At 68.4% G+C, this 24,189-nt stretch carries 14 protein-coding genes; 2 read left to right on the top strand and 12 right to left on the bottom strand.

The features are described 5' to 3' along the window. Positions 1 to 242 precede the first annotated feature (242 nt). From MELE44368_RS09915 to MELE44368_RS09860, 12 genes are all read right to left on the bottom strand, one after another. Positions 243 to 821 carry a YdcF family protein gene (locus MELE44368_RS09915; RefSeq protein WP_128108309.1) on the bottom strand — a complete coding sequence of 193 codons (579 nt, stop codon included), beginning with the start codon at positions 819 to 821 and terminating at the stop codon, positions 243 to 245. A gap of 97 nt (positions 822 to 918) precedes the next feature. After that, positions 919 to 5,133: an Ig-like domain-containing protein gene (locus tag MELE44368_RS09910; protein WP_128108308.1), complete on the bottom strand. Its 4,215-nt coding sequence runs from the start codon at positions 5,131 to 5,133 to the stop codon at positions 919 to 921. 345 nt (positions 5,134 to 5,478) lie between these two features. Further along, positions 5,479 to 6,261, bottom strand: coding sequence for a TspO-related membrane protein (locus MELE44368_RS09905; RefSeq protein WP_128108307.1), 783 nt, complete (start codon positions 6,259 to 6,261; stop codon positions 5,479 to 5,481). Next, on the bottom strand, positions 6,258 to 8,066 hold the full coding sequence (locus MELE44368_RS09900; protein ID WP_128108306.1) for a sulfatase family protein: 1,809 nt from the start codon (positions 8,064 to 8,066) through the stop codon (positions 6,258 to 6,260). The genes MELE44368_RS09905 and MELE44368_RS09900 overlap by 4 nt, the downstream gene beginning before the upstream one ends. Then, the gene (locus MELE44368_RS09895; RefSeq protein WP_046751226.1) at positions 8,059 to 8,502 is read right to left on the bottom strand and encodes an SRPBCC family protein; all 444 of its coding nucleotides are present in this window, start codon (positions 8,500 to 8,502) and stop codon (positions 8,059 to 8,061) included. The genes MELE44368_RS09900 and MELE44368_RS09895 overlap by 8 nt, the downstream gene beginning before the upstream one ends. Beyond that, the gene (locus tag MELE44368_RS09890; RefSeq protein ID WP_128108305.1) at positions 8,489 to 9,760 is read right to left on the bottom strand and encodes a metal-dependent hydrolase family protein; all 1,272 of its coding nucleotides are present in this window, start codon (positions 9,758 to 9,760) and stop codon (positions 8,489 to 8,491) included. Before MELE44368_RS09890 ends, MELE44368_RS09895 begins: the two co-directional genes overlap by 14 nt. A gap of 50 nt (positions 9,761 to 9,810) precedes the next feature. Beyond that, a complete protein-coding gene (locus MELE44368_RS09885) occupies positions 9,811 to 10,866 on the bottom strand; it encodes a tartrate dehydrogenase (protein WP_128108304.1) in 1,056 nt (351 codons plus the stop codon). Beyond that, the gene (locus MELE44368_RS09880; protein WP_128108303.1) at positions 10,863 to 12,467 is read right to left on the bottom strand and encodes an SLC13 family permease; all 1,605 of its coding nucleotides are present in this window, start codon (positions 12,465 to 12,467) and stop codon (positions 10,863 to 10,865) included. Before MELE44368_RS09880 ends, MELE44368_RS09885 begins: the two co-directional genes overlap by 4 nt. A gap of 362 nt (positions 12,468 to 12,829) precedes the next feature. Further along, positions 12,830 to 14,488 carry an exodeoxyribonuclease V subunit alpha gene (gene recD / locus MELE44368_RS09875; RefSeq protein WP_128108302.1) on the bottom strand — a complete coding sequence of 553 codons (1,659 nt, stop codon included), beginning with the start codon at positions 14,486 to 14,488 and terminating at the stop codon, positions 12,830 to 12,832. Further along, entirely contained in the window at positions 14,485 to 17,727 is a 3,243-nt protein-coding gene (gene recB / locus MELE44368_RS09870) for an exodeoxyribonuclease V subunit beta (RefSeq protein WP_128108462.1), read from the bottom strand. The genes recD and recB overlap by 4 nt, the downstream gene beginning before the upstream one ends. A 20-nt stretch (positions 17,728 to 17,747) precedes the next feature. Continuing rightward, the gene (recC, locus tag MELE44368_RS09865) at positions 17,748 to 20,993 is read right to left on the bottom strand and encodes an exodeoxyribonuclease V subunit gamma (RefSeq protein WP_128108301.1); all 3,246 of its coding nucleotides are present in this window, start codon (positions 20,991 to 20,993) and stop codon (positions 17,748 to 17,750) included. Positions 20,994 to 21,012: 19 nt separating this feature from the next. Next, positions 21,013 to 21,909, bottom strand: coding sequence for a universal stress protein (locus MELE44368_RS09860; RefSeq protein WP_128108300.1), 897 nt, complete (start codon positions 21,907 to 21,909; stop codon positions 21,013 to 21,015). 121 nt (positions 21,910 to 22,030) lie between these two features. On the opposite strand from MELE44368_RS09860, the gene MELE44368_RS09855 reads away from it, so the two are divergent. Further along, positions 22,031 to 22,762: a ZIP family metal transporter gene (locus MELE44368_RS09855; RefSeq protein ID WP_241566547.1), complete on the top strand. Its 732-nt coding sequence runs from the start codon at positions 22,031 to 22,033 to the stop codon at positions 22,760 to 22,762. Between the two features lie 43 nt (positions 22,763 to 22,805). Next, on the top strand, positions 22,806 to 23,960 hold the full coding sequence (locus tag MELE44368_RS09850) for a zinc-binding dehydrogenase (RefSeq protein ID WP_128108299.1): 1,155 nt from the start codon (positions 22,806 to 22,808) through the stop codon (positions 23,958 to 23,960). Positions 23,961 to 24,189 lie beyond the last annotated feature (229 nt).

Raw genomic sequence — 24,189 nt, 5'->3', positions numbered from 1 at the left:
GCAGCCACGGTTGTCAAACCCGCCGGATCGCGACCGTAGCTGCTCAGTCGGCGTGGGCCGCTTGCCGTTGGCGCTGAGGTAGCAGCCACGGTTGTCAAACCCGCCGGATCGCGACCGTAGCTACTCACTCGGCGGCGGGCCGCTGGCCGTTGGCGCCGAGATAGCAGCCACGGTTGTCAAACCCGCCGGATCGCGACCGTGGCTGCTCACTCAGCGTGGGCCGGCTCGCCGATACCGCCGGGCTAGCGCACGTTGATGAACGGGCTCATCACGTCGTGCACGAACTGCACGACGTTGGTCTGCGGGTTCTCATCGGGAAAGCTCACCGTGGCAAGGATGTTGGCGCCCTCGTTGATGAACGTGGTGTCCGCGCGGTCCTGGTGCGACGACGACGTGACCAGGATGATGCCCGACGTGTCCGCCTCCTTGGCCAGCGGCACCGAGAACCGCGCGTTCTGCACGGTGCTGTTCGCCCTGTCCTCCACGATGATCCGGTGCGGCGGAAAGCCCAGCATCGTGAGCATTCGGCGCATCTGCGCGGCCTCGGTGATGCCGTTGCGCGGGTTGCCGCCGGTCACGATGATCGGCGACTGCGGGAAGAACTGCGCCACGGTCAGTCCCATCATCACGCGACGACGCAACACCGGCCGCATGGTGCCGTTCGGATGGAGGCCGTACCCCAGAATGACGATCGCCGGCTTGGAGAAGTCCTTCACCGCGGCCGTCGGCTGCGCCTGCGCCACTGTGGGCGAAAACTCTCCGACGACGACGGCGACTGACAGCGCGACCGCTATGAGAGCGGCCCTCCAGCGACAACGCACACGGCCTCCCCGACTCCGAACGGCACCTACGTCAAGATCATCGCCGCGCGCCGCGCGGGTGTTACGGAACCTTTAGATCCATGGGCGACCTCGGTAGCTAGAAGAGGTCGAAGACATGCATCGTGCCGCCGCCCGTGGAGTCCGGACCGATGAAGTACAGCTGCTTGCCATCTGGGCTTATGAGCATGTCGGCGACGCTCGGGGAGCTGGTTTCATAGGGCACGGGATCGCCGACGTATTCGCCGGTGCGGGTGTCGATCACCTTCAGAGTCATCGTTGCTGCGTCCCGTGCGTACAGGTACCGCCCGTCCTTGCTCAGCACCATGAACCTGCCCCGCTGGCCGATGCTGCCGAACGCCGCGCCCACGTTCTCATAGGTGTCGAGAACCGTGCCCGTCGCAGTGTCGTACACCCGGATCGAATAGACGTAAGCATCTTCCTGCGAATCGATCACCAAGGCGTACAGCCGCCGATTGTCAGCGCTTGCCTCCACCTGGCCGACGTAGACCATGCCGTCTTCGGCCGACCGGTAGTCACCGACGGTGATCTCGCGCAGCACAGCGGAGTTGGCGGTGTTGATCACCTTGATGACCGACCGCGCCAGGCCAGTAGCGGTGAATTGCTGCCCGACCGCGTACGCGCGGCTGCCGTCGGGTCCGAACGCGACGTCCTGCACGTAGCCGACCGGAATCGTATGCGTGACTGTCTTGGTCGAGGTGTTGACCACCGAAATCGTGCCCGCGGGCATACCTTGGCCGCCGGGGTTCATGGTGGTGGCGTACAAGCGGCTGCCGTCGGGGCTGATGAACAGTCGGCCTGCGGGCGTGTTGCCGACCGGAATCGGGTTGCCCACGGGCTGCTGCGTGACGGTGTCGAACACCGTGACAGTTGCGGGAATCGCGATATTGCTGTTGTCCCCGTTCAGCAGATAGACGTAGCGACCATCGGGACTGGCCGCCACGCCGTACGGATAGATGATGCTCCCGCCCGCAGCGCTCTCGGAGATCACCTCGGTTTGAGTCTGTCCGGTCAGCGTGTTGATCTGCGTGAGGGTTACGACCAGCCTCGAGCCCGTCTCCGGCGAATACGTGGCCTTGAACGAGTCGACGTAGACGAAACGTCCGTCCCGGCTGACCGTCACGTTCAGCGGGGTTTCACCCAGCGGGATCGTCGAGACCAGCGTCGGTGTCGGTCCGTCCGAGGCGGGCGGCACATAGCCTCGCGGAGCCAACATCTCGGTTTCGGCGAAGGCGCTCCGCACGGCGTCAAGTTGGCTCGATGTAAAGCCTTGACTGCGTGCAGAACTGATCACCGCGTTGGCGGCGTCCCCGAACCCTGCACCGAAGTGAAGCCGCTGCGCCGAGTTGTAGAACACCCGCGACCACTGCTCGTTCGAGATCCCGCTGGTTCTTTCATCGTCCATCATCCTGTAGGCGGCGTACTCGAACACGCTCGCCATCTCGTAGATGCTGTCGGTGCTCTTGATGGCGGAATATCTTGCGCGCACCGGGTTGGCCATGCTGCGCCCGCAGGAGGCTACTCGGCTGCAATTGCGGTAGTCTTCGCCGATCGTCCATCGACCGCTGGTGGTCTTGTTCTCGATCAGGTTGCCCAAGATGTCCGCGTATGCTTCGTTGAGCGCCTCGGATTCCTTGTTGCCCTCCAACCCGTACGTATATCCGCGACCGACAATGTCGCTGATCACGGCGTGGCTGAATTCATGGGCGACGATGTCCATTGCGCGCTGAGTCTCATCGCCGAAGTGGAAGCCCTTCTTCGCGCCGTCGAGGTACCAGCTCGCCTGCGGCGCGTTGTCGAGGGTGATCTTGATGCCGGTGCCTAGGCCGAAGCGATCCGCGAAGTCAAAGGATCGCTTGCCGAGTCGATTCTTGTAGTAGTCGTATACGTCGGCGAGATTGGCGTGAGCGGACACGGCTGCCCGGTCCCAGCCGAAGAATCCCTTGCGAACGAAGTCACCGGACGACGTCATGGTCCTGATGTTGCGTATCGCGTCGACCAAAACGTAGATGTTGCCGGATCTTTGGACGTTCAGCCACCGCTCGACGTCCTTCAGGTCACGCGCCCTGTCGACGGTTGACGTCAGAGCGTGCAAACCGTCCAATCCTGAGCTCTCCGTGCGAATCTGCCCGGCGTCGGCGCCATTTGCGTAGATGAAGTAGCGGCCGCCGACAACCGGAAGCCCGGTTTCCGAAGGCGGCGGTCCCGTTTCCGGATCGGGGTCTTCCGGCAACGGTGTGGACACTCTGACCAACCACAACAAGCGCGGTTCGGCGCCCCGGTTGGGGTCATAGATCACCAACTCGCTGTCAAACACCAGCGAGGCCACGAAGCTGTCCCGGGCTTCTTCGGCGAGGATGTCGCTCAGGCTGTCCAGCAGCGCGGCCGTGGCCACCGCCTCGGCCTGCGACTTGTCGGTGACGCTGCCGTCCGGTGTGGTGTCGACCGACAACACCCGGTCGTTGTAGCTGCTGAACACCCCGAGCACGGTGCCGCTGCCGTCGGTGACCAGGATGGCTTCGCTGCCGAGAACGGGGACACCGTTGACGGACTGTTCCAGACGATAGACCACCTCGGTGAAGGCGCCGTCCTGCGTTGGTTGGCGCACCGTCTCCACGCGGATGTCAGCGGCGTCCGCGAATCCTTCTGTGGCACCCAGTAGTTCGGCGATACGGTTGAGCGCTTGTGCGGCGTCGGCGCTGTTGCGGACGACGTCGTCGGTGAACGTGCCGTCGATGACGCGCACCGTGCCGTCGTCGTTCTGGGCCACCTCGACCGTCCCGTCGGCGACCAGGTCCGCCAAATCGTTCGGGTCGAGCACGCCGTCGTCGTCGGGGTGGCCCTGGCTGGGTGAGATCGGCGCGGTGACGTCGACGGTGACGCTCTCCTCGCCGTCGGTCACGGCGATGGTGAAGGTGACGGTGGGGTCGCCCGTCGAATCATAGGCGGCGCGGCGGCTTTCGGACGTCGGGATGAAGTAGAACAACCCGCTGGTCGGGTCGACGGCCACGCTTCCCAGGGTCGGGTCGATGTCCGTGACCAGCTCGTAGGTCAGGTCGTCGCCGCCGGGATCGGTAGCGTTGACCCGCCCCGTGACGACGCCGGAAAGCTCGTTGACGCTCACTTGGTATGCGGGGTCGCCGACCACCGGCGGCGGGTTACCCACCGTGATGGTCACCGTGGCGGTCGCGGTGTGTCCGAGCCCGAAAAGTCCGGCCAGGCCGTGCAGGTGCCAGGCCCCGCCGGCGTCGCTGACGGTGTACGTGAACGTATCGGTGCCCTTGAAGCCGGCTGCCGGGGTGTAGGTGAACGTGTTGTCTTGGTTGAGCGTGACGGTGCCGTTGGCGGGTTGGCTGTACCCGACGATCGCAAGAGGTTCGCCGTCGACGTCGTTGCCGAGCACGTCGATGATCGTCGGAGCCATACCGGTGACCGTGACGACGTCGGCGACCGCGACCGGGGTGGGGTTGAAGAATGTGCGATGGACTTCGCGGCGCACCCACTCCAAGAGTGCCCACAGGAACGGCGGTGGGGCGGGGATGGCCGGACCCGGTGCGAGGAACGGTGAAAACAGCATTCCGACAAAACTTGTCGCAATGTTCACTAAATCGTCTGATGCGGCGGCCGTCGCCACCGTGGGCTGCTCCGGCGAAGTGTCGGCCAGCGTGGTCGCGGCGGGCCCGTCAACGAAGGTTGCGACGAGCTGAAAAACCTCTGTCGGCTCGGCAGGCGACGACTCCGCTTCGATGTTCACGTCGGTCAACGGGCTCACCGGCTCGGCTTCATCGCCGGAGGCGACGCTGGTGGTTGGCTCTTGCTCCGTCAGCGACGTGCTCGACAGCGATGCGGCTACCGAACCCAAGAGCAGCACCTCGCTTTCGGAGTCCGGCTTTGGGGTGACCGTGACGGCTGGAATGGGCTCCGCCGTCGTCGACGGAAGACTCTCGTCCGCAATGTCTTCCGCGTCGACTTCATTGTCGTCACCGGGGACGTCGTCATCAGGGACGTCGTCGCCGAGGTCTTCGTCGAGGTCGTCCACGTCTTCGGTGAGGTCGGCGGTCTCGTCGTCGTCGTCGATCGCGGTGTCTTGGCCGTCGGTCGGCGCAGCCTCGCCGGCTTCCTGGCCCGCGGTCGGAGACGACGCATCGGCCGTCGAGGACTTCTCGTTGGAGCCGGTGGCAGCATTGTCGGCGCGGGCGATACCCACGCCCTGGCCGGTGGCCACAGCCGCCCCGACGCCGAGCGCCAGAGCCAGCGCGCCCACCCGCCCGATGTAGCGCGCGTATGGAGCCATCACAGGAGACCGCCCCGTCGTCAGGTCGAGCGATGGGGGAGTGAAGTCGACGTAGCCGCCCTGCCGCAGGGTGGCGCGGTGGCGACCTTTTCGGCCAAGAGCCCTCCCGCTGACCCGCCGATTCTTTGCCCGATGTTGAGCCCCCACCCAAAACCCCCTCGTTTATCGGTCACAAAACCAAAAAGAAGTTACCATGCCTCCACGGCTAAAGTGATGTTTCCCATGCATTATGAAAGCGCATAGCTAAGTAGTTAGGTTGACGCAAGACCGAGCTTCCGCAAAGTGTGCCTGCGCAGTATTGACGCCAGAGAAGGTTGCTAACTTAGCACCTGGCGTACGGAACCGTTAGATCCGGCGTCGGCGCATCGCCGTCACCGCCGTGCCGAGCACGAGCACGGCCGCCAGTACCGTCGTCGTCGACAACACCGCGCTGCCGCGCTGCGCAGCACCGATGGTGATCGCGACCAGCGCCCACAACACCCCGGCCACATACGCCGGCGTGCCGCGCAGCATCCGCGCCAACCAGACCGCGAACGCCGTCGCCGCGACCAGCACCGCCAGCTGCCACCACACCACCGCGGCCGGTACCCTGCTGTCGATCAGCGCCGCGGCGACGTTCGCGAACACCGCGACGCTGCCCCATCCCAGATACAGCCCGAAGGTCGCCGTCGCCAACACCGCCAGCCACCGCTCACACGTCATGTCGTGGCTGCGCCGCACCAACAGTCGCATGATGTGGCTCAACGCCGACACCATCAGTGCGAACACCACCACGCTGACCCACAGCCAGCCCTGCGCGGTCACCAGCAGCCACACGCTGAACCCGGCGAACACCACGCTGGCGTCGACCAGCACGCTCGTCTCCCACCACGCGCCGAGCCCGAACCGCAGCACCGCCAGCATCGTCGCCGCGCTCAACACCGTGATCACACCCCACAGGCTGAACGCATAGCCGGCCGGGGTGATCAGCGCCGCGTTCGTCGCGCCGGCCTTCAGGAAGTCGCCGGCCACCGCTTGCGTGACGAACGGTGCGGCCAACTGACTCAGCGCCAGGACCGCCGCGATCCACCGCCACGTCACCACCCGCGGCGAGTTGCGCCTCGGCGTGGTGCTGGTCGCGTTCGTCAACTGGACAGGATCCCGACCCGCTGCAGCGCCCCGCGCACACCCCGGCCCGGCTCCGGAGGCCTGCGCGACGCGTACGGCCACGGGTTGTTGCGTTCCGGAATCGACACCGCCCGTGTCTGTTTGAGCTCCATCCGCAAATGCTGGCGCAGCTCGTGCAGGGCCGGGTCCGTCCACCGGTTCTCGGCCTCGTCGGGGTCCGCGGTCAGGTCGTAGAGCTCCCACTGGTCGTCGACCGGCTCGCTGCGGTACATCTCGCCGCCCAGCGCGCTGGCCGACAGATGACGCACCCCCGGCTCGGTCCACGTCCCCGGATCGTCGAACGTGCGCACCAGCTTCCACAGATGGCCCTCGCCGCCGGGCACGCCGTCGACACGCACCACCAGGCCCTCGAAGTTCGAGCCGACGAACGCAGGCACCCGGATCCGCAGCGGCGCAGGCGGTTTGACGGTCTGCTTGAGCTGACGCGCCAGGCCTGACGCCAGCGTGTCGCCCTCGAGGACGTTGTCGCGGGTCATCAGGTACACCGCGCGCGACTCGTCGGCGGGTTCGCCGTCGACCACCGGCATCAGGTTGCGGCCCGGCAGCGGATGCACCTCGCTGAACGTCTCGGCCAGCTTCGCCGCCGTCGCGTCCACGTCGACCCCGGCGGCCCCGAGCAGCGTCGGCACGATGTCCACGTGCGACGTCGGCGCCGTCACCGTACGCGCCGACGTGGCCTGCGACCCGATCCGCGCCACCACGAACGGCACCCGCGTCGCCTCGTCGTAGAGGTTGAACCACTTCTGGTGCAGCCCACCGTGTGCGCCGAGCAGATCACCGTGATCCGACGTGCGCACCAGCACCGCGTTCTCCGAGCCGCCCTGGGTCACCGCCCGGCGCACCCGGTCGATCGGCGTGTCGACCTCGGCGTGCAGCCGGTAGTACATATCGCGGTAGGTCTGCGCATTCTTGGTGTACATGCGCTCGATCGCGGGGGCCACGCCGTACCCCGAGTAGTACGACTCCCGGTACGCGATCTGCGCGGCCGGCTTGGTCGACAGATCCTCATCCGCGGTGGGCGCCTTCGGAATCGGCGGCGGCTCCAGCGGAGACGGAGGCAGCGGGTTGTTCCGCGACCACAGCGGGAACAGCACGATGTCGTGCGGGTTGACGAAGCTGGCCACCAACAGGAACGGCCGCAGCGCGTCGGGATCGCCCGCGCGGCGCCGCGCGTACCGGTCCATCAGCCACGCCACCACCCGGTCGGCGATCAGCGGGTCGCGCCGGATCCCCGCGTTGGCCAGCGGAGCGCCGTGCGGCTCCGGGCCGACCCAGCCCGAAAAGCCAAACGGCGCAAGTGGATCAGCGTCGAGATACTGCTGCACGGCCTCCGGGTCGACGACGCCGCATTCGTCGTTGGTCGCCAGCGGCTCGCCGGTCACCGGGTCGTGCAGGTCGGCGTGGGAGATGTGCCACTTGCCGTCGTAGTGGGTGTCGTAGCCGGCAGCGCGGAACCAGTTGCCCAGGGTAGGCACCTCGCCTTTGCGCAGCCAGCGCATGCGGGTGTCGTCGGCCGTCTTGCCGATGCCGTCGGTCTGGGTGACGCCGTGCAGGTCGGGGTACTGGCCGGTGAAGATCGTCGGACGGCTCGGCACGCAGGCCAGCGAGCCGGTGTAGTGCCGCTCGAAGCTGATGCCGTTCTCCTCGAACCACTTGCGGCCCTTGAGCGTTCGGTCCCGCCACGCGCGTACCTCGGGCGCCTCGTACGGCGGGACCGCGCGCTCCTCGTCGGTCATGATGATGACGATGTCGGGATGCTCAGACACGTGCACTCTCCAATCGGTCCGCCAGCCCGGCCAGCATCGAGTCGGACTGTTTGGCCAGCATGCGACACATGACGCGTTCGGCCAGTTGTTGGTCCACCCGCGAGCCGATCTCGACCGTGCTGGTCAGCGTCACGGTGGTGGAATTGCCCGCCGACCGCAGTGTCCAGCGGTTGGAGAGCTCGCCCAGCTGCTTGGGCAGGCCCTCGATGTGGTAGGCCAGGGTGTGCGGCGGGTCGAACTCGGTGATGGTCTCGACGAGGGTGTCGCGCCCGACCTGGAGGCGGCGCGCGGTGCCGAGCGGCTTTGCCCGGCTGACCAGGATGCACGAGTGCTCGACGTTGTCGGCCCACTCGCTGATCCCGCCGAAATCGGCCAGTACGTCCCAGATTTCCTCGATGGGCGCCGCGATGGTGCGGGTGCGCTCAATCGTTGCCACGGGTACCAATATCGCACGTGTTCTTGATGACCGTGCCGTCTTTAACGATCAGCGCCAGGTTCTTGCCGGAGTCCCCGAGCACGCTCAGGTCGGCCAGCGGGTCGCCGTCGACCAGCAGCAGATCCGCCCACGCGCCCTTGGCCACCTCGCCCAGCCGCGCGGACTTGTACGGGTCGCGCTCACCGGCCAGCCGGAACAGCTCGGCGTTGCCCGACGTCACCATCTTCAGCGCCTCGACGTTGGTGAAGTATTCGCTGAGCCGGACCATCATGTCGCTCTGGCGCGCATTTTTGTCCGGCTCGAACAACAGATCGGTGCCCCAAGCCGTCTTGACCCCATGCTTTTTCGCCCACTCGTAGACCTGCACGGTACCACCGCAGATCTCGCGGTTCTTGGCGGCGCTGTCTTCGCTGATGAACAGGTGGTCGTGCTCCTCGAACGGCTGCATCGACAGCCACACCCCGCGCTCGGCGAGCAGCGCGATCGTCGCCTCGTCGGCGAGATGGCCGTGCTCGATCGACTTCACCCCGGCGTCCACCGCCCGCCGGATGCCCGCGACGTTGTAGACGTGCGTCGCCACGTAGGTGCCGTAGTCCTCGGCGGCCATCACCGCCGCCCGCAGCTCGGCCTCGGTGAACTGCAACGTGTACAGCGGGTCGTACAGCGAGGCGGCGCCGCCGCCGGCCATCAGCTTGATCTGCGACGCGCCCAGCTTGAGCTGCTCGCGCACCGCGGCCAGCACGCGTTCTGGGCCGTCGGCCACCCGCATGAAGCCGATCTCCTCGGCCCGAGACTGCTTGCCGCCCAGCGCCGTCGGCGTCTGGTACACCCAGCCGAAGTCGCCGTGCCCGGCCGTCTGCGAGACCGCCGCCTGGCTGGGATAGATCCGCGGGCCGACCGCGAGGCCGTCGTCGATCACCTTCTTGAGGCCCGCGGTGTCGCCGGCCATGTCGCGCACGGTGGTGAACCCGCGCAGCACGACGTCCTTGGCCATGGCGAGCGACATCGCGGCGAGCTGGGTCTGCGACCCCATGACGAAGTCGATCAGCGCGTTGGCCATCCCGACGAGGTGCACGTGCGCGTCGGTCATGCCGGGCATCAGCGTGCGGCCGTTGCCGTCGATGACGGTGGCGCCGTCTTCGCTGATCGGTGAGGTGTCGACGGCCGCGATCGTCCGTCCCTCTATGAGCACGTGCCCGGAGGTCGCGCGATCGGACAGGCCGTCGAAGATCTCGACGTTCTTGATCAGCAGCCGCATGGGCACACGCTACCAGCGATTTCGGTGCGCTAACCTGCGCTCAGCGATGGTCAGCGCACCGAATTCACCCGGGTGACGAGCGCATCGGTGACCTCGGCGGTCGATGCGCTGCCGCCCAGGTCCGCGGTGCGCGTCTCGGGGCTGGCCAGCGTCGACTCCATCGCGGCCAGCACGTCGGCGGCGGCGTCCGGGTGGCCGAGTTGCTCGAGCATCAGCGCCGCCGACCACACCGCGCCGACGGGGTTGGCGATCCCTTGCCCGGCGATGTCGGGGGCCGAACCATGCACGGGCTCGAACATCGACGGGTGCTGCTTGGTCGGGTCGAGGTTGGCCGACGGCGCGATGCCGATCGAGCCGGCCACCGCGGCGGCGAGGTCAGAAAGGATGTCGCCGAACAGGTTTGAGCCCACCACGACGTCGAAGCGCTGCGGCTGCAGCACGAACTTTGCGGCCAGCGCGTCGATGTGCTCGCTGTCGAAGCGCACATCCGGGAACTGCTCGGCGCGCTCGGCGACGACTTCGTCCCAGAACGGCAGGGTGTGCACGATGCCGTTGGACTTGGTGGCCGACGTGACATACCCGCGCCGCTTGCGGGCGAGCTCGAACGCGAAGTCGGCGATGCGGCTGACCCCGGCGCGGGTGAACACCGACTCCTGAACGGCCATCTCGTCGGGGAAGCCGCGGTTGAGCCGGCCGCCGATCTCGCTGTACTCGCCTTCGACGTTCTCGCGGACGACCACGAAGTCCACGTCGCCGGCCAGCCGCAGCGGGCTCGCGACCCCGTCGAACACCCTGATCGGCCGCAGGTTGACGTACTGGCGAAACGCCCGCCGGATCGGGATCAGCAGCCCCCACAGCGAGACGTGGTCGGGCACGCCGGGCCAGCCGACCGCGCCGAGCAGGATGGCGTCGAAGCCGCTCAGGGTTTCGATGCCGTCGTCGGGCATCATCGCGCCTTCGCGTTCGTAGCGCTGGCAGGACCAGTCGAATTCGGTGTAGGACAAGTCGATTTCGTGTTTGGCGGCGACGGCGTCGAGTACGGCGCGCGCCGATTCGATCACTTCCGTACCGATCCCGTCCCCGGGTATGACGGCGATGGAGCTCATCCGCCCAAACCTAGCAGGCTGATCATCATCGGCAGGAAGATGACGATGAGGATCGCGCCTGCGATGTCGAACGTGATGCCCGAGCGGATCATCGTGGTGATCCGCACGACGCCCGAGCCGTAGACGATGGCGTTCTGCGGCGTCGACACCGGAAGCATGAAGCCGAACGACGCCGCGAACGTCGCCGCCAGCGCGGGCACGAACGGGTTGACGCCCGCCGCGACCGCCACCGGGATGATGATCGGTACCACCACGGCCGCCGAGGCGGTGTTGCTGGTGGTCTCGGATACCAGGATGGCGAGGATCACCGCGAAGATCGTGATCGGGATGACGCTGGACAGGCCGAGCGCGTCGTTGATCGAGGTGCCGATGGCCTCGGCCAGGCCGGTGTCGGCGATCAGCGAGCCGAAGATGATCCCGGTGCCGAACAGAATGATTGTGCCCCAGTCGATCTGGGCGGCGTCGCGCCAGCGCAGGGTGAATTCGCGGCTCTGCCAGTCGGTGGGCAGCAGGAACAACAGCGACGCGCCGAACACGGCGACGACGCCCTCGTCGAGGCGGTCGCTGACGAACGTGTAGACCTCGGACTCGGTGCCCGCGATCAACGCGAAGACACCGGGCAGGATCCACAGCGTCACCGTGACGCCGAACGCGATCAGCGTGTTCTTCTCGGCACGCGAGAGCTTGCCGAGCTTTTCGCGTTCCCTGGCGACGTACTCGGCGACGCCGTCGATGCGTTTGATCTCGGGCCTGTTGAGGCGCAGCAGGATGAACGCCAGGAGGGCGAACATCAGCGCGCAGATCGGAATGGCCATAACCATCCACTGCGCGAAGCTGATTCGCTCGCCGGTGGCTTCCTCGATGAGGCCGCGGCCGATCAGGTTGGGTGGGCTGCCGACCGGCGTGAGCAGGCCCCCGACGCTGGCGCCGTAGGCCAGCATCAGCATGATGGCCGCGCCGACGCGCAATCGGCGCGGGTCGAAGTCGGGTTCGACGTCGCCGCGTTCCTGCAGCAGTTTGGCGATGACGGCGATGATGCCGATGGCCGTCGGCAGCAGCATCGCGACGGTGGCGGTGTTGGACACGAACGCCGACAGCAGCGAGGTGATGACACCGAACGCGATGATGACGCCGGTGGTCGAGCGGCCCGCGCGCGGCAGCGCCAGGATGCGGAACGCAAAGCGCCGGGCGACACCGTGTTTGAGCATGGCCTGCGCGAGAATGAACGCACCGATGAACGTGAAGATCGTCGACGAGCCGAACGGGCCGAGCACGTCGTCGACCGGTGCCACGCCGAGGAACACCGCGACGGCGACCCCGAGCAGGCCGCCGATCGGGATCGGCACCGCCTCGGTGATCCACAGCGCGATCACGCCGAGCAGCACGGCCGCCAACACCTGTTGGGTGCGCGGGATGTCTATCGGCAGAACGAGAAACACGGCCGTGAGCAGCGGCGCGAGGAACAAACCGATGGTCCGCCTGCCCTTTTCGAAGCGCTCCTCCTTCGGTGAGAGCTTCTGTTCGCCGAGGCTGCGGTACGTTGCGGTGTCGAGTAGGGCCTTGTCGACGTCGGTCGGCGCGACCTGGTTCTGCGTGGTCATGGGAGTGCTCCATCCGCGCTGGTGATGACTGCGGATTGCCGGTGAAAACCGCACCTAAACGCTTTTCCTGCGCCCTTCGCCCGCCGAGTGTGGGGTTGACGCACGCCAAACGCCGCGAAGGTGTGTGGGTAACCCACGTTCGCGGCGGTGGGCCTACCCGTCGTGCGCCCTTCGCCCGCCGAGTGTGGGGTTGACGCACGCCGAACGCCGCGTAGGTGTGCGGGTAACCCACGTTCGCGGGGGCGGGCATACCCGTCGTGCGCCCTTCACCCGCCGAGTGTGGGCTCGTGTCACGCCAAACGGCGCCAAGGTGTGCGGGTAACCCACGTTCGCGCCGGCAAGAGGTCGCGCCGAGAAAAGGCTCAGCCGGCGAGGCGCTGGGCCAAGCCCGACGCTCGCACCGCCCGCCGCTCGATCGCAGTCCGCACCGACGCCTCCGGGCCGACCACGCGCACCCGCGACTTGGCCCGCGTCACCGCGGTATAGAACAGCTCGCGCGTCAACAACCGCGAGTCCTCCGGCGGCAACAGCACCGTCACCTCGTCGGCCTGGCTGCCCTGCGACTTGTGAATGGTCATCGCGTGCATGGTCTCGACGTCCGCCAGCCGGCTGGTCGCGAACTCCACCCGCGACGTGCCAGCGATCACCGCCCGCAACACCCCGTCGCGCTGCACCGTGACACCCGTGTCGCCGTTGTACAGGCCCAGCCCATAGTCGTTGGCCGTCACCAACACCGGGCGACCCGCATACCAGTCCGACCAGATCGGCTCGCCGGTACGCTCGGCCAGCCACCGCTCGACCTGATGGTTCCAGTAGCGCACGCCGTACGGTCCGCGGCGATGCGCGCACAGCAGCCGATGCTCGTTCAACGTCGCCAAGCCCGCGCTGTCGTCACCGAGTATCGCCGCCTGTCGCAGCGCAACCGCCCACGGCACCAGCACCTTTCGCAGATGCTCGGCGGGTTCGTCGGTGTCGACCCACTCGATGTGGTCATCGCCTGCGCGCAACACGTCGACGGCCGTGTCCGCGTCGCCCACCCGGATCGCCGATGCCAGCGCGCCGATCGACTCACCGAACCGGTGCGACGTCTTCAGCTCCGCGATCCGCGCCCCGCCCAGACCGTCCACCAGGTCCGCGAGCACGGCGCCGGCCTCCACCGACGCCAACTGGTCGGGATCGCCGACGAGGATCAACCGCGCCTCCGGCCGCACCGCCTCCAACAGCCGCGCCATCATCGTCAGCGACACCATCGACGTCTCGTCGACGACGATCACGTCGTGCGGCAACCGATTCGCCCGGTTGTGCCGAAACCGCGCCGACGTGTCCGGGCGGCTGCCCAGCAGCCGGTGCAGCGTCGTCGCCTGCAAGCCCGCCAGCGCCGACCGGTCAGCTGCCGACAGCTTGTCGACCTCCAACTGCACCGCCTCCTGCAGCCGTGCCGCGGCCTTACCCGTCGGCGCCGCCAGCGCGATCCGCAACCGCGTGCCGCCCGCCAACAACGCCAGCAGCCGCGCCACCGTCGTCGTCTTGCCCGTACCCGGACCGCCGGTCAGCACCGTCAACCCTTGCGACAGCGCGACTTCCGCCGCCGCGCGCTGCTCCTCGAAACCCGCCGGAAACAGCCGGTCGACGTCCGCCGACGCCCGCGACGGCTGGGCGGCCAGCATCGCCAGAATGTCATCGCAGACCTGCTGCTCCTCGCGCCAATACCGGTCGAGGTAGAGCAGATCCCCGTCGACACGCAACGCCACCCCGGTCAACGGGCTCGCCCGCACCGCCGCGCCCAGCCCCGACACCTCCACCTGCGCCTCCGCCGACGGCAGATCCAGGCACACCGACCCGCCCCGCAGCGCCCGCACCAGCAGCGCGACCGCCAACGCCACCCGCTCGTCGGACTCGCCGGCCAGCGTCGTCAGCCGTTGCGCCACATGCACATCCGAGGACTCGATCAGCTCGGCGTCGGTGAACGTGCGCAGCAGACCCGTCGCGCCGATCGCCCGCCGCCATTCCACGCTCGTCATGCCAGCAACTCCGACAACTCCACCGTCAGCGCCGCGGGCGGCTGCCAACTGAACACGCCCGCCGGATGCCCGTCGACCACCGGGGTCTGCGGTCCGCACATTCCGCGCAGGAACAGGTACAGCACACCGCCGAGATGCCGCGCCGGATCGTAGCCGGCCAGTCGCCAGCGCAGAAACCGGTGCAGCACAACGCTGTACAACAACGCCTGCAGCGGATAGTCCGAATGCAACATCGCCTCCACCAGCCGCGGCTGCCCGTAGTCCGCGGCGGTCAACGGCCGCGACGGGTCACCCAGCCAGTTGGTCTTGTAGTCGACGACCAGGTACCGGTCGTCGACGCGCAGCACCGCGTCCACCGACCCCGACAGATACCCCTTCAGCGGCTGGCTGCCCAGCGCCATGCCGGTCAACCGGTCGGCGTACACCGCCAGCGGATCGTCGGCGGGCAGATGCTCCCGCAGCAGCTCACCGACCGCGCGGAGCCGGCCGCCGCCCAACGGGAACTCGAAGTCCATCTCCCGCATCCGGTCGCGCAACCCGATCTGGCGCAACGTCTTTCCCGGCGCCAAAGGGCCCAGCGGTGTGTCGTGCAGCGGCACCATCGCCGCCGCCAACTCGTCGGCCGCGACGTCGACGGGCCACCACAGCGAGTGCTCGACAACGCGTGCCTCCAGTTCGGCGGCCAGGTCGGGCGCGAACGGGTCGGCGGTCTCCAACACCGCGTGCACCAGCGAGCCAAACTTCGCCCCGGACGGCAGATCGGCCATCGGCGACGGCACATCGGCCCCGACCGGCGAGGTCACCAGCGGGATCTCGGCCACCTCGTCGTCGAGTTCGTCGACCTCGGGTTCGCTGCTCACCGGGGTCGCCTCCGCGGCGCGGATCAGCCCCGAGTACGACGTGCGCCGCCAGGACGTGTCGATCGAGCGGTGAAAGTGCCGCGCCGCCAACGTCTCCGGCACACGATCACGCGGCAGCGGTTTGATCGGGCGCAGCACCGACTCCTCGACGACCAGCCCGCCCGCGGCCTCCCACTCCTTGAATCGCGTCATCGCCTCGTCGTCGGTGACCTTGGTGGGCGCGACGGTCGCGGGCACCTCTGCCTGGTTGGGGACTCGGCCGCGCAGCACCCGCGAGAGCCCGCCGTTGGGTTCGTCGTTGGACGCGGCCCACCACGCCACCACCTGAGACTGGGCGCGGGTCAACGCGACGTAGGTCAGCCGGCTGTCGTCGCTGGCGTCCTCGGCGCGGCCCAGCTTGGCGACGGCGTTGTAGTCCGGGCTGTCGGGACCGCCGATGTGCAGGCAGCGGGTGGTGCCCTCGTGATACAGCACCAGTTCCGGGTCGCGCACGTATCGGTTGAAGGCGAACGGCAGGTACACCACCGGGAACTGCAGCCCCTTCGCGACGAACACCGTCATCACCTGAACCGCCGCCGCGTCGTTGTCGAGCCGGCGGTACCGCTCGGGGGCGCCGCTGCGCTCACCGCGCTGCTCGCGCAACCAGTCCCGCAGCGCGGGCAGGCTGAAATGCTCGCGGTGGGCGGCCTCCTGCAACAGCTGGGTGAGATGCGCCAGGTCGGTCATGCGTCGTTCGCCGTCGCGCCACGACAGCACCCGGTCGGTCATGCCCGCCAGTTGCGCGGCCTCGAAGATCGCGGCCACCCCACGTTCGCGGACGTGACCGGCCCACTCCCGCAACGTGTCTGCCACCGCGTCGGTCAGCGTGTCGCCGCCGTGCACCAGCTCCTCGGCGGTCTTGCCGAAGAACATCGTCGCCGCCGCGGCGCGCACCATCCCGGGGCGGTGCGGCTGGTCGAACGCCTCGAGCAGGCACAGCCAGTCGTCGGCGGCCTCGGAGCCGAAGATGTCCGAATCACCGGTGTAGACGGCGGGAATGCCCGCTTCGCACAGCGCGTCGTAGCACGCGCGGGCGTCCACGTGCTTCTCGACGAGCACCCCGATGTCCTCGGCGACGAGCGGTCTCCCGTCGAACGTCGCGCCGCTGGTCAGCAGGTCGGCGATGTCGGCGGCCATATCGAGCGGAATGTGGCGGCGCAGGTCGCCGATCAGTGCGGGACGGGTTCCGCTGCGGCCCACCGTCTCCCGGCGCACCACGCGCAGCCGGAACGGCTCGCATGACGGCGCACCGACCAGCCGCGACCCTTTGTGGGCCGCGGTGACCTCGTGCACCACGATCCGCGGATCGCCGAGTTGCGCGCCCTTGAGCACCACCTGCAGCCGCTCGACCAGCGCGCCGTCGCTGCGCCAGTTCTTGCCCAACGTCTTCTGCACCCCGGCGGTCGCCGCGGCGTCGAGGTAGGTGACGATGTCGCCGCCGCGGAACGCATAGATCGCCTGCTTGGGATCGCCGATCAGGATCAGCGTCGATCGGCCGCTGAACGCGCGGTCGATCACCTGCCACTGCACCGGGTCGGTGTCCTGGAACTCGTCGACCAACACGACCGGCCAGCGCTGATGCATCCGCAGCTGGGCCGGCGAGTCGTCGGCCTCCAACGCCAGGGCCAGCCGGCTCAGCAGGTCGTCGTAACCGAGGATGCGGCGGCGTCGCTTGCGGATCTCCAGCTCGGCCAGAACGTCTTTGGCGAACCGCACACAGACCGCGGCGCGCGAGTCCGGGTCGGGCGACGACGGCCGCAGCTCGGTCGCCGGCTTGTTGACCACCTCACGCGCCAGCGTCAGCGCGTCGTCGTACTCCAGCAGCGGCGCCTCCTTTTCCCGCCCGAAGTGGCGCAGGTACAGATCGTCGACGATCTCGGTGGTCAACTCGTCGAGGCTCTCCACCAGCTCGACACCGGCGTCGGTGTCACCCGCCACCCCCAGCGACCGCAACACGGTCTGGCAGAACTGGTGGGTGGTCGCGATCGTCGCGGCGTCGAAGGCCGCCAACGCATCCCGCAACCGCTGCCGCCGCAGGCCGCACTCCTCGGCGCCGCAGTCGAGGAGGTGCTCGACGATCTCGTTGCCCTCAACCAGGGAGTGGTCGTCGAAAGCCGCGACCGCATGCACGATCTGGCGTCGCACCCGGTCACGCAGCTCCTGGGTGGCAGCGCGGCTGAACGTGATCAGCAGCATCTGATCCAGCGTCGCCACGCCCTCGGCCACATAGCGGGTGACCAGAGCGGCCAGCGCGAACGTCTTACCGGTTCCGGCGCTGGCCTCCAGCACGGTGGTCGAACGTTCGGCGGGCAGCGGGCCCAGCAGATCGAAGGGCTGCATCATTCCCGTCATTGCAGCGCTCATTGCAGCGCTCGCAGCATCGGAAGCCACAGCCGGCACGCGTAGGTGTCGAGCCCCCGCGCGACCAGATCCTTCACCCAGGCCTTGCCGAACGCCAGTTGATAGGCGGGCTCGGCGTCCTCGCCGGGATAGTTGTCCGTCCGCCACCGATAGGTGGCGTTGCGCTCCGGGTCGCGGTGCCCGTGCACGGCGTCGGCCCATGCGAACGACGTCTTGACGGGCAGCGGCAACGGTTCTCGGCGGCCCTCGTCGTACATCGCGACCAGATCGGCCAGCAGTTCCACCGCGGACGACGACGACGGCCTGCCCATCACCTCGACGCGCGGGGTGGTGCCCCGCTTCGGCCTGCCGATCGACACCGCCGTCCACTCCCGCGACGGAGCGTGAGCGAACAACGCCAACAACCGGATCCACGGCTGCAGCAGGTGCCGGCCGTCGAGCTTGGAGTACGTCGCCGACACCAGCCGGTCGCCGTAGATCGGCGACACCGTGCCGGTGACGCGGCGCCCGCCGCCGACGTCGATGTCCACGTCGAGCGCCCGCGGTTCGGCGCTGCGGTAGGGCCGGGCGGTGTCGGCGATCAGCGCCGACTGATCGCAGATGTTCTTCGCTGTGCGCCAACCCAATTGGCCGGGAGGCAGCGTGCCGCGCCGCCACTCGAGGTCCCGCGCCTCGCGCGGGTCCATGCCGCCCAGCATGTCCTGCAGCATCCGCTCGCCGACCGTCCACTCCTCGAGCGCGTCGATGTCGACCGGCATCGCGTCCTCGACCCCGTCGACCTCCCACGGCAGCGTGAACTCCAGCGCGCGGAAGAACCCCTTCACCGGATCGCGGAAGAACCCGAGCAGATCGGCCAGCGCGACGTCCTCGGCCGGGGGAGCGGGCAGCGGTCCGGAGATGAACGACGGCCGCTCGGCGCGCTCACCGGCGCGGGCCCGCGCGGCCCGCAGCGCGGAGGGGTCGAACGTGAACGGCTGCTCGGGGATCAACCCGCCGGGGACGACGTTGCGGGTGTCGAACGGCTGCAGCGGGTGCTTGACGACGACGTCCTCGCGCACGGGGTGCTCGGTGGTGAGGTCCAGCGTGTCGAGCAGTTCGGCCAGCGGCACCGCGGGCGGGCGCTCGAGCCCGGAGTACTCGTTGGCGCCGGTGTAGGTGATCACCAGCGTCTCGGTGGCGGCGTTGATCGCGTCCAGCAGCAATTGCCGGTCCTCCGAACGGATGTCGCGCTCGCCGGTCATCGGGTCGCGGGCCAGCGCGTCGTCGCCGTCGATGATGCCGCGCCGCGGGAACACGCCGTCGTCCAGCCCGACCAGACACACCACCCGGTGCGGCACCGAGCGCATCGGCACCATCGTGCACACCGTCAGCGTGCCGGTGCGGAAGTTGGCCCGCGTCGGCCTGCCGGCCAGATGCCGCTGCAACAGCGCGCGGATATCGGGCAGCCGCAACAGGGTGTCGGCGCGCGACCCGGCGCTGTTGAGCACGTCACCGAATTCGCGCTGCAACTGGCTGATCTGCCACGCGTCGTCGTCGCCGACATCGGTGAGCAGCCCGATCCCGTCGGTCAGCGCGCCCAGCCAGGCCTTCAACGGCCGGGCGCCGGTGAGGGATTCGGCGACGCGCTGCAGCCGGGCGACGTACTCGGCGAGCTTGCCGGCCAGCTCGACGCGGTTGCTGCTGACGTCGTCGAGCGGCAGCGTGGTGTCGATCCAGGTGCGCGAGTCGTCGGACATCGCCACCCCGGCGAGTACCCGGTCGATGCCGAAACGCCAAGTGTTCTGGACGAAGTCGACGCCGAACGGTCGGCGATGCTCTTGGTCGAAACCCCAGCGGATGTTGGCCTGACGCACCCAGCGGGTGATGTCCTCGAGGTCGTCGTCGGTGAAGCCGAACCGGGCCCGCACCGGCGCGGCGTGCGCGAGGTTGAGCACCTCGCTGGACGTGGCCCGTCCACCGGCGAGCGCCAGCAGCTGCGACGCGACACCGAGCAGCGGGTTGGTCTGGGTGAGCGCACGGTCGGCGAGCTTGACCCGCAGCTGATGCGCTGGGTGCACGCCCTTGATCATGTCGCCGAGCCCGAACCCCGCCACGATCAGCGGCGCGTAGGTCTCGATGTCCGGGCACATCACGAGGATGTCGCGCGGCTCCAGCGTCGGGTCGTCGGCGAGCAACCCGAGCAGCACCTCCCGCAGCACGTCGATCTGACGCGCCGCGCCATGGCAGCTGTGCACCTGCACCGAGCGGTCAGATGCGTTGTGCACCCGGCCCTTCGGGCGCACCGCGTTGGCGGTGATGTCGGACTGCAGCCAGCCCAGCAGGGTGTCGGGGCGCGCGGGGCCGGGCAGGTATTCGTCGGTGTGGGTGTCGGCGGGCAGGCTGCGCTGCAGCTCGCGAAGGTCGCGGCCGAGGGTGGCCAGCAGCGGGTGGTCGACCTCGCGGTGACTGGTGTCCTCACGGCGGGGGATCTGCCCGTGCACGCCCCGCAGCGACGACCACAGCCGGTCGCTGGGATGCGGCAGCCACAGGTGCAGGTCGTGATGGGTGGACAGCGCGCGCAGCAGCTCGATCTCGGTGCTGGGCAGCCGGGTGTGTCCGAACAACGACAGGCGCTGCGGCAAGTCGGTGGGCGACTCCTCCAGCATCGCAACGGTTTTCGCGTGCCGGACATGGGGCGGGTCGGCGGCGACCTTGTCGAGCAGGGCCCGCCACAGCGGCGGCTGCCACCCCAGATCGGACGGCACCTCGCCGTCGACGCCGGTCTCCCAGTCGATCAGCAGCTGCGGACGCTGCCGCGCGTAGGAGGCGAACAGCCCCGCCAGCCGGCGCGCCACCGCGTACCGCCGGCCCTGACGCAGCTCCTTCTCCTCACCGGTCTCGAAGTGGCCGAGGTGGGTGGCCAGCGGTTTGCACCAGGCCTCGGTGCAGCTGGCGTCGATCACCTCCAGCAGCGGCCACACCATCGCGTCGGGCGCCCACGGGTCGTCGGCGCCATTGTCGATGCCCAGCAGCTCCGCGATCAGCGAGCGCGGGTTGCGAAACGCGATGCCCGCGCAGACGCCGTCGTCGCCGCTGGCCCGCCCCAGCACGTGCGAGAGCCGCTGGCTCAGCCAGCGCTCGATGCCCTTGGCGGGCACGATGACCAGTTCCTCGGCGAACGGGTCGTCCAGCGGGTCCGACAGCAGCGCACCCAGTCCGTCGGCGAGCAGGTCGGTGCGTTCAGCCCGATGGATAAACAGAGCCATCGAACCGATTCTGCCCTGTTCAGTCGCGAGGCATGCGGGCGATGATCACCGGGATCTGCGCGGCGTTCGCGACCGCGGAGCTGACCGAGCCCAGCAGCATGCCCGGGAACCCGCCGCGGCCGTGGCTGCCGACCACCAGCAGCTGGGCGTTCTCGGCCTGCTCGAGCAGCCGGGGCGTTGGCTGGTCACACACCACGACCCTGCGCACGACGACGTCGGGATACTGTTCCTGCCATCCCGCCAGCCGCTGGGCGAGCAGGGCTCGCTCCTCGTCCTTAATGTTGCGCCATTCGATGGGCGCCCAGTTCGTCGGCGGGAACCCCAGCGGGCCCATGTCGCTCCAGGCGTGCAGCGCCACCAGCTCGACGCCGCGGCGCGAGGCCTCGTCGAAGGCGATCTGCGTCGCCAGCTCCGAGGCCGGTGACCCGTCGATGCCGACCACCACGGGAGCCTGCGCGCGCTCGGCGAACGGTACGTCGTCGTGGACGACGGCCACCGGGCAGTGCGCGCGACGCGCCACGCCGGAGCTGACCGACCCCATCACGGCCCGCGCCACCGCGCCCTGCCCGCGGGAGCCCACCACGACCATGTCGGCCCGCTTGGACAGCTCGACCAGCGTCGGCACGACCGAGGCGTGAAAGATCTCGGTGCTTACCTGGGCGGCGCGGTCCGAGGACGTGGCCTCCACGGCGACCTTGTGGGCGTGCTCGACGATCTGGCGCGCCTGCTCCTGCTGGAAGTGCGCGTAGTCGCCCGCGGCCTCGGACCATCCCTCGGTGACCACCAGCGGCACGACGACATAAACGACCTTCAGCGGTACGTTGCGTAACTCGGCGTCGCGCGCGGCCCACTCGACCGCCGCCATCGAGGCGGGGGAGCCGTCGACACCGACCACGATGCCCTGTTGATCCGACACTTCGTCTCCTTTCCAAGGACGCCAGGCCCAAGTGCTCTTGACGTTAGGTGCCGGTCGGCCGGCGTGTCTGCGGCCTTTGGTCCCTAACCGGTTGGGCTATTGGTCGTTAACGTGTCTGGCTATGTCGGTGCTGGGCTGGATCGTCGTGTCGGGTCTGGCGATGAGCGCGTTGGCCCTGGTCGGTGGCGTGGCCCTGCTGTTGCCGCAGCGGGTGTTCCTGCGTGTGGTGTTGCCGATGGTGGCGCTGGCCGCGGGAACCCTGGTGGGCGGGGCGCTGTTTCACATGCTGCCCGAGTCGATCGAGGTGCTGGGTAACCAGCTTTCGGTCTATGTCTGGCTGGCCGCCGGGATGGTCTCGTTTCACATCCTCGAGCAGTTCCTGCACTGGCACCACTGTCACCGCGCGGTCGGCGATCATCAGCCGATCGGTTATCTGATCCTGGCCGCCGACGCCCTGCACAACCTCGTCGGCGGCGTCGCGGTCGGCAGCGCGTTCATCGTCGACATCCGATTGGGGATCCTGACTTGGCTGGTCGCTGTGGCACACGAGATCCCGCAGGAGCTGGGCGATTTCGGGATTCTCGTGCACGGCGGTTGGAGCGCGCGGAATGCGCTGCTGTACAACGTCGGCTCGGCGCTGACGTTTCCGCTGGGCGGGTTGATCGCGTACGGCTTCGCCGGGCATGTCGACGTCGCGTTCCTGGTGCCGTTCGCCGCGGGCAACTTCATCTACATCGCGCTGGCTGATCTGCTGCCCGAAATCACCAGCGCCCCGAACCCTCGCGAGAAGGCGGTGTACACCGCGAGCTTCATCTTCGGGGTGGTGCTGCTCGGAACGATCGCCTTGCTCTGACGACTCATGACGCCCGCTGGCCCGCGCGGATACGCTCGGACAGGTGAAAACCGTCGTCTGCACCAATGCCGACCTGCAGGTGGTCGACCAACCCAGCCCGATCCCTGACAAGGGCCAGCTGCTCGTGGAGGTGCTGCGGTGCGGCATCTGCGGCTCGGACCTGCACGCGCGCCACCACATGGACGAGCTCGCCGACGTGATGGCCGAGACCGGCTACGACGAGTTCATGCGCTCCGATCAGCAGGTGGTGTTCGGCCACGAGTTCTGCGGCACCGTCGGCGACCACGGACCGCGCACCCGCAAGGCGCCCAAACCCGGCACCACGGTGGTCGCGATGCCGCTGTTGCGCCGCGGCAAGGCCGTCCACGGCATCGGCCTGACCGCCGAGGCGCCCGGCGCCTACGCCGAGCAGCTGCTCGTCGAGCAGGCGCTGACGTTCCCGGTGCCTAACGGATTACCCGTCGACGTCGCCGCACTCACCGAGCCGATGGCGGTGGGCTGGCACGCGGTACAGCGCGGGGAGGTGAGCAAGGGGCAGGTGGCCATTGTGATCGGGTGTGGGCCGATCGGGCTGGCGGTGATCCTGGCGTTGAAGGCCAAGGGCGTGCGCACCGTGATCGCCAGCGACTTCTCGGCGGGACGACGGGCGCTGGCCAGCCGGTGCGGCGCCGACGTCGTCGTGGATCCCGCGCAGGAGTCGCCGTTCGACGGTTCGCACGGGTTCCTCGAATCGTTCACCGACGCAGGGAATCTGGCGTTGAGCACCATCGAGAAGATCCACAAGTTGCGGCTGCCGTGGTGGCACGTGTGGCGTGCGGCCGACGCGGCCGGGGCGACGACGCCGAAGCATCCGGTGATCTTTGAATGCGTTGGGGTGCCGGGGATCATCGAGAGCATCATCACCAGCGCGCCGGTGTTCTCCCGGGTGGTGGTGGTCGGGGTGTGTATGGGCGCCGACCGAATTCGGCCGTCGATGGCGATCAACAAGGAGATCGACCTGCGCTTCGTGCTCGGTTACACCCCGTTGGAGTTCCGCGACACGCTGTATCTGCTCGCCGACGGCAAGATCGACGCCGCCCCGCTGATCACGGGCACCGTCGGGCTGCCGGGGGTCTCGGCCGCGTTCGACGCGTTGGGCGATCCCGAGGCGCACGCCAAGATCCTGATCGATCCCAAGAGCGACGCGGGCGTGCCATAGGGGGTGGTGCCGCGGCGGCCGCGCGCCCCGCGGGTCCCGCGGCTCCCTGGGCCCCCTCGCGCCTCCCGAGGCTCTCCGGGGTTGATAGTCGCAAGTGCCAAGCTCTGAGCGAATTATTCGCTGCTAATGAAAACGGCAGTCGTTATGAGCGAATTTTTCGCGCGTAGCTTGGCATTTCGGGAAGTGTCCCCCTGGAGGCGCCGGGCACGCTCGGGGGGAGCGCGGAAGC

The organism is Mycolicibacterium elephantis DSM 44368 (assembly GCF_004014805.1).
Classification (GTDB): Bacteria; Actinomycetota; Actinomycetes; order Mycobacteriales; family Mycobacteriaceae; genus Mycobacterium; species Mycobacterium elephantis.
Note: the sequence above shows the minus strand (reverse complement) of the source record. Positions and strands in the feature narration are given on the sequence as shown.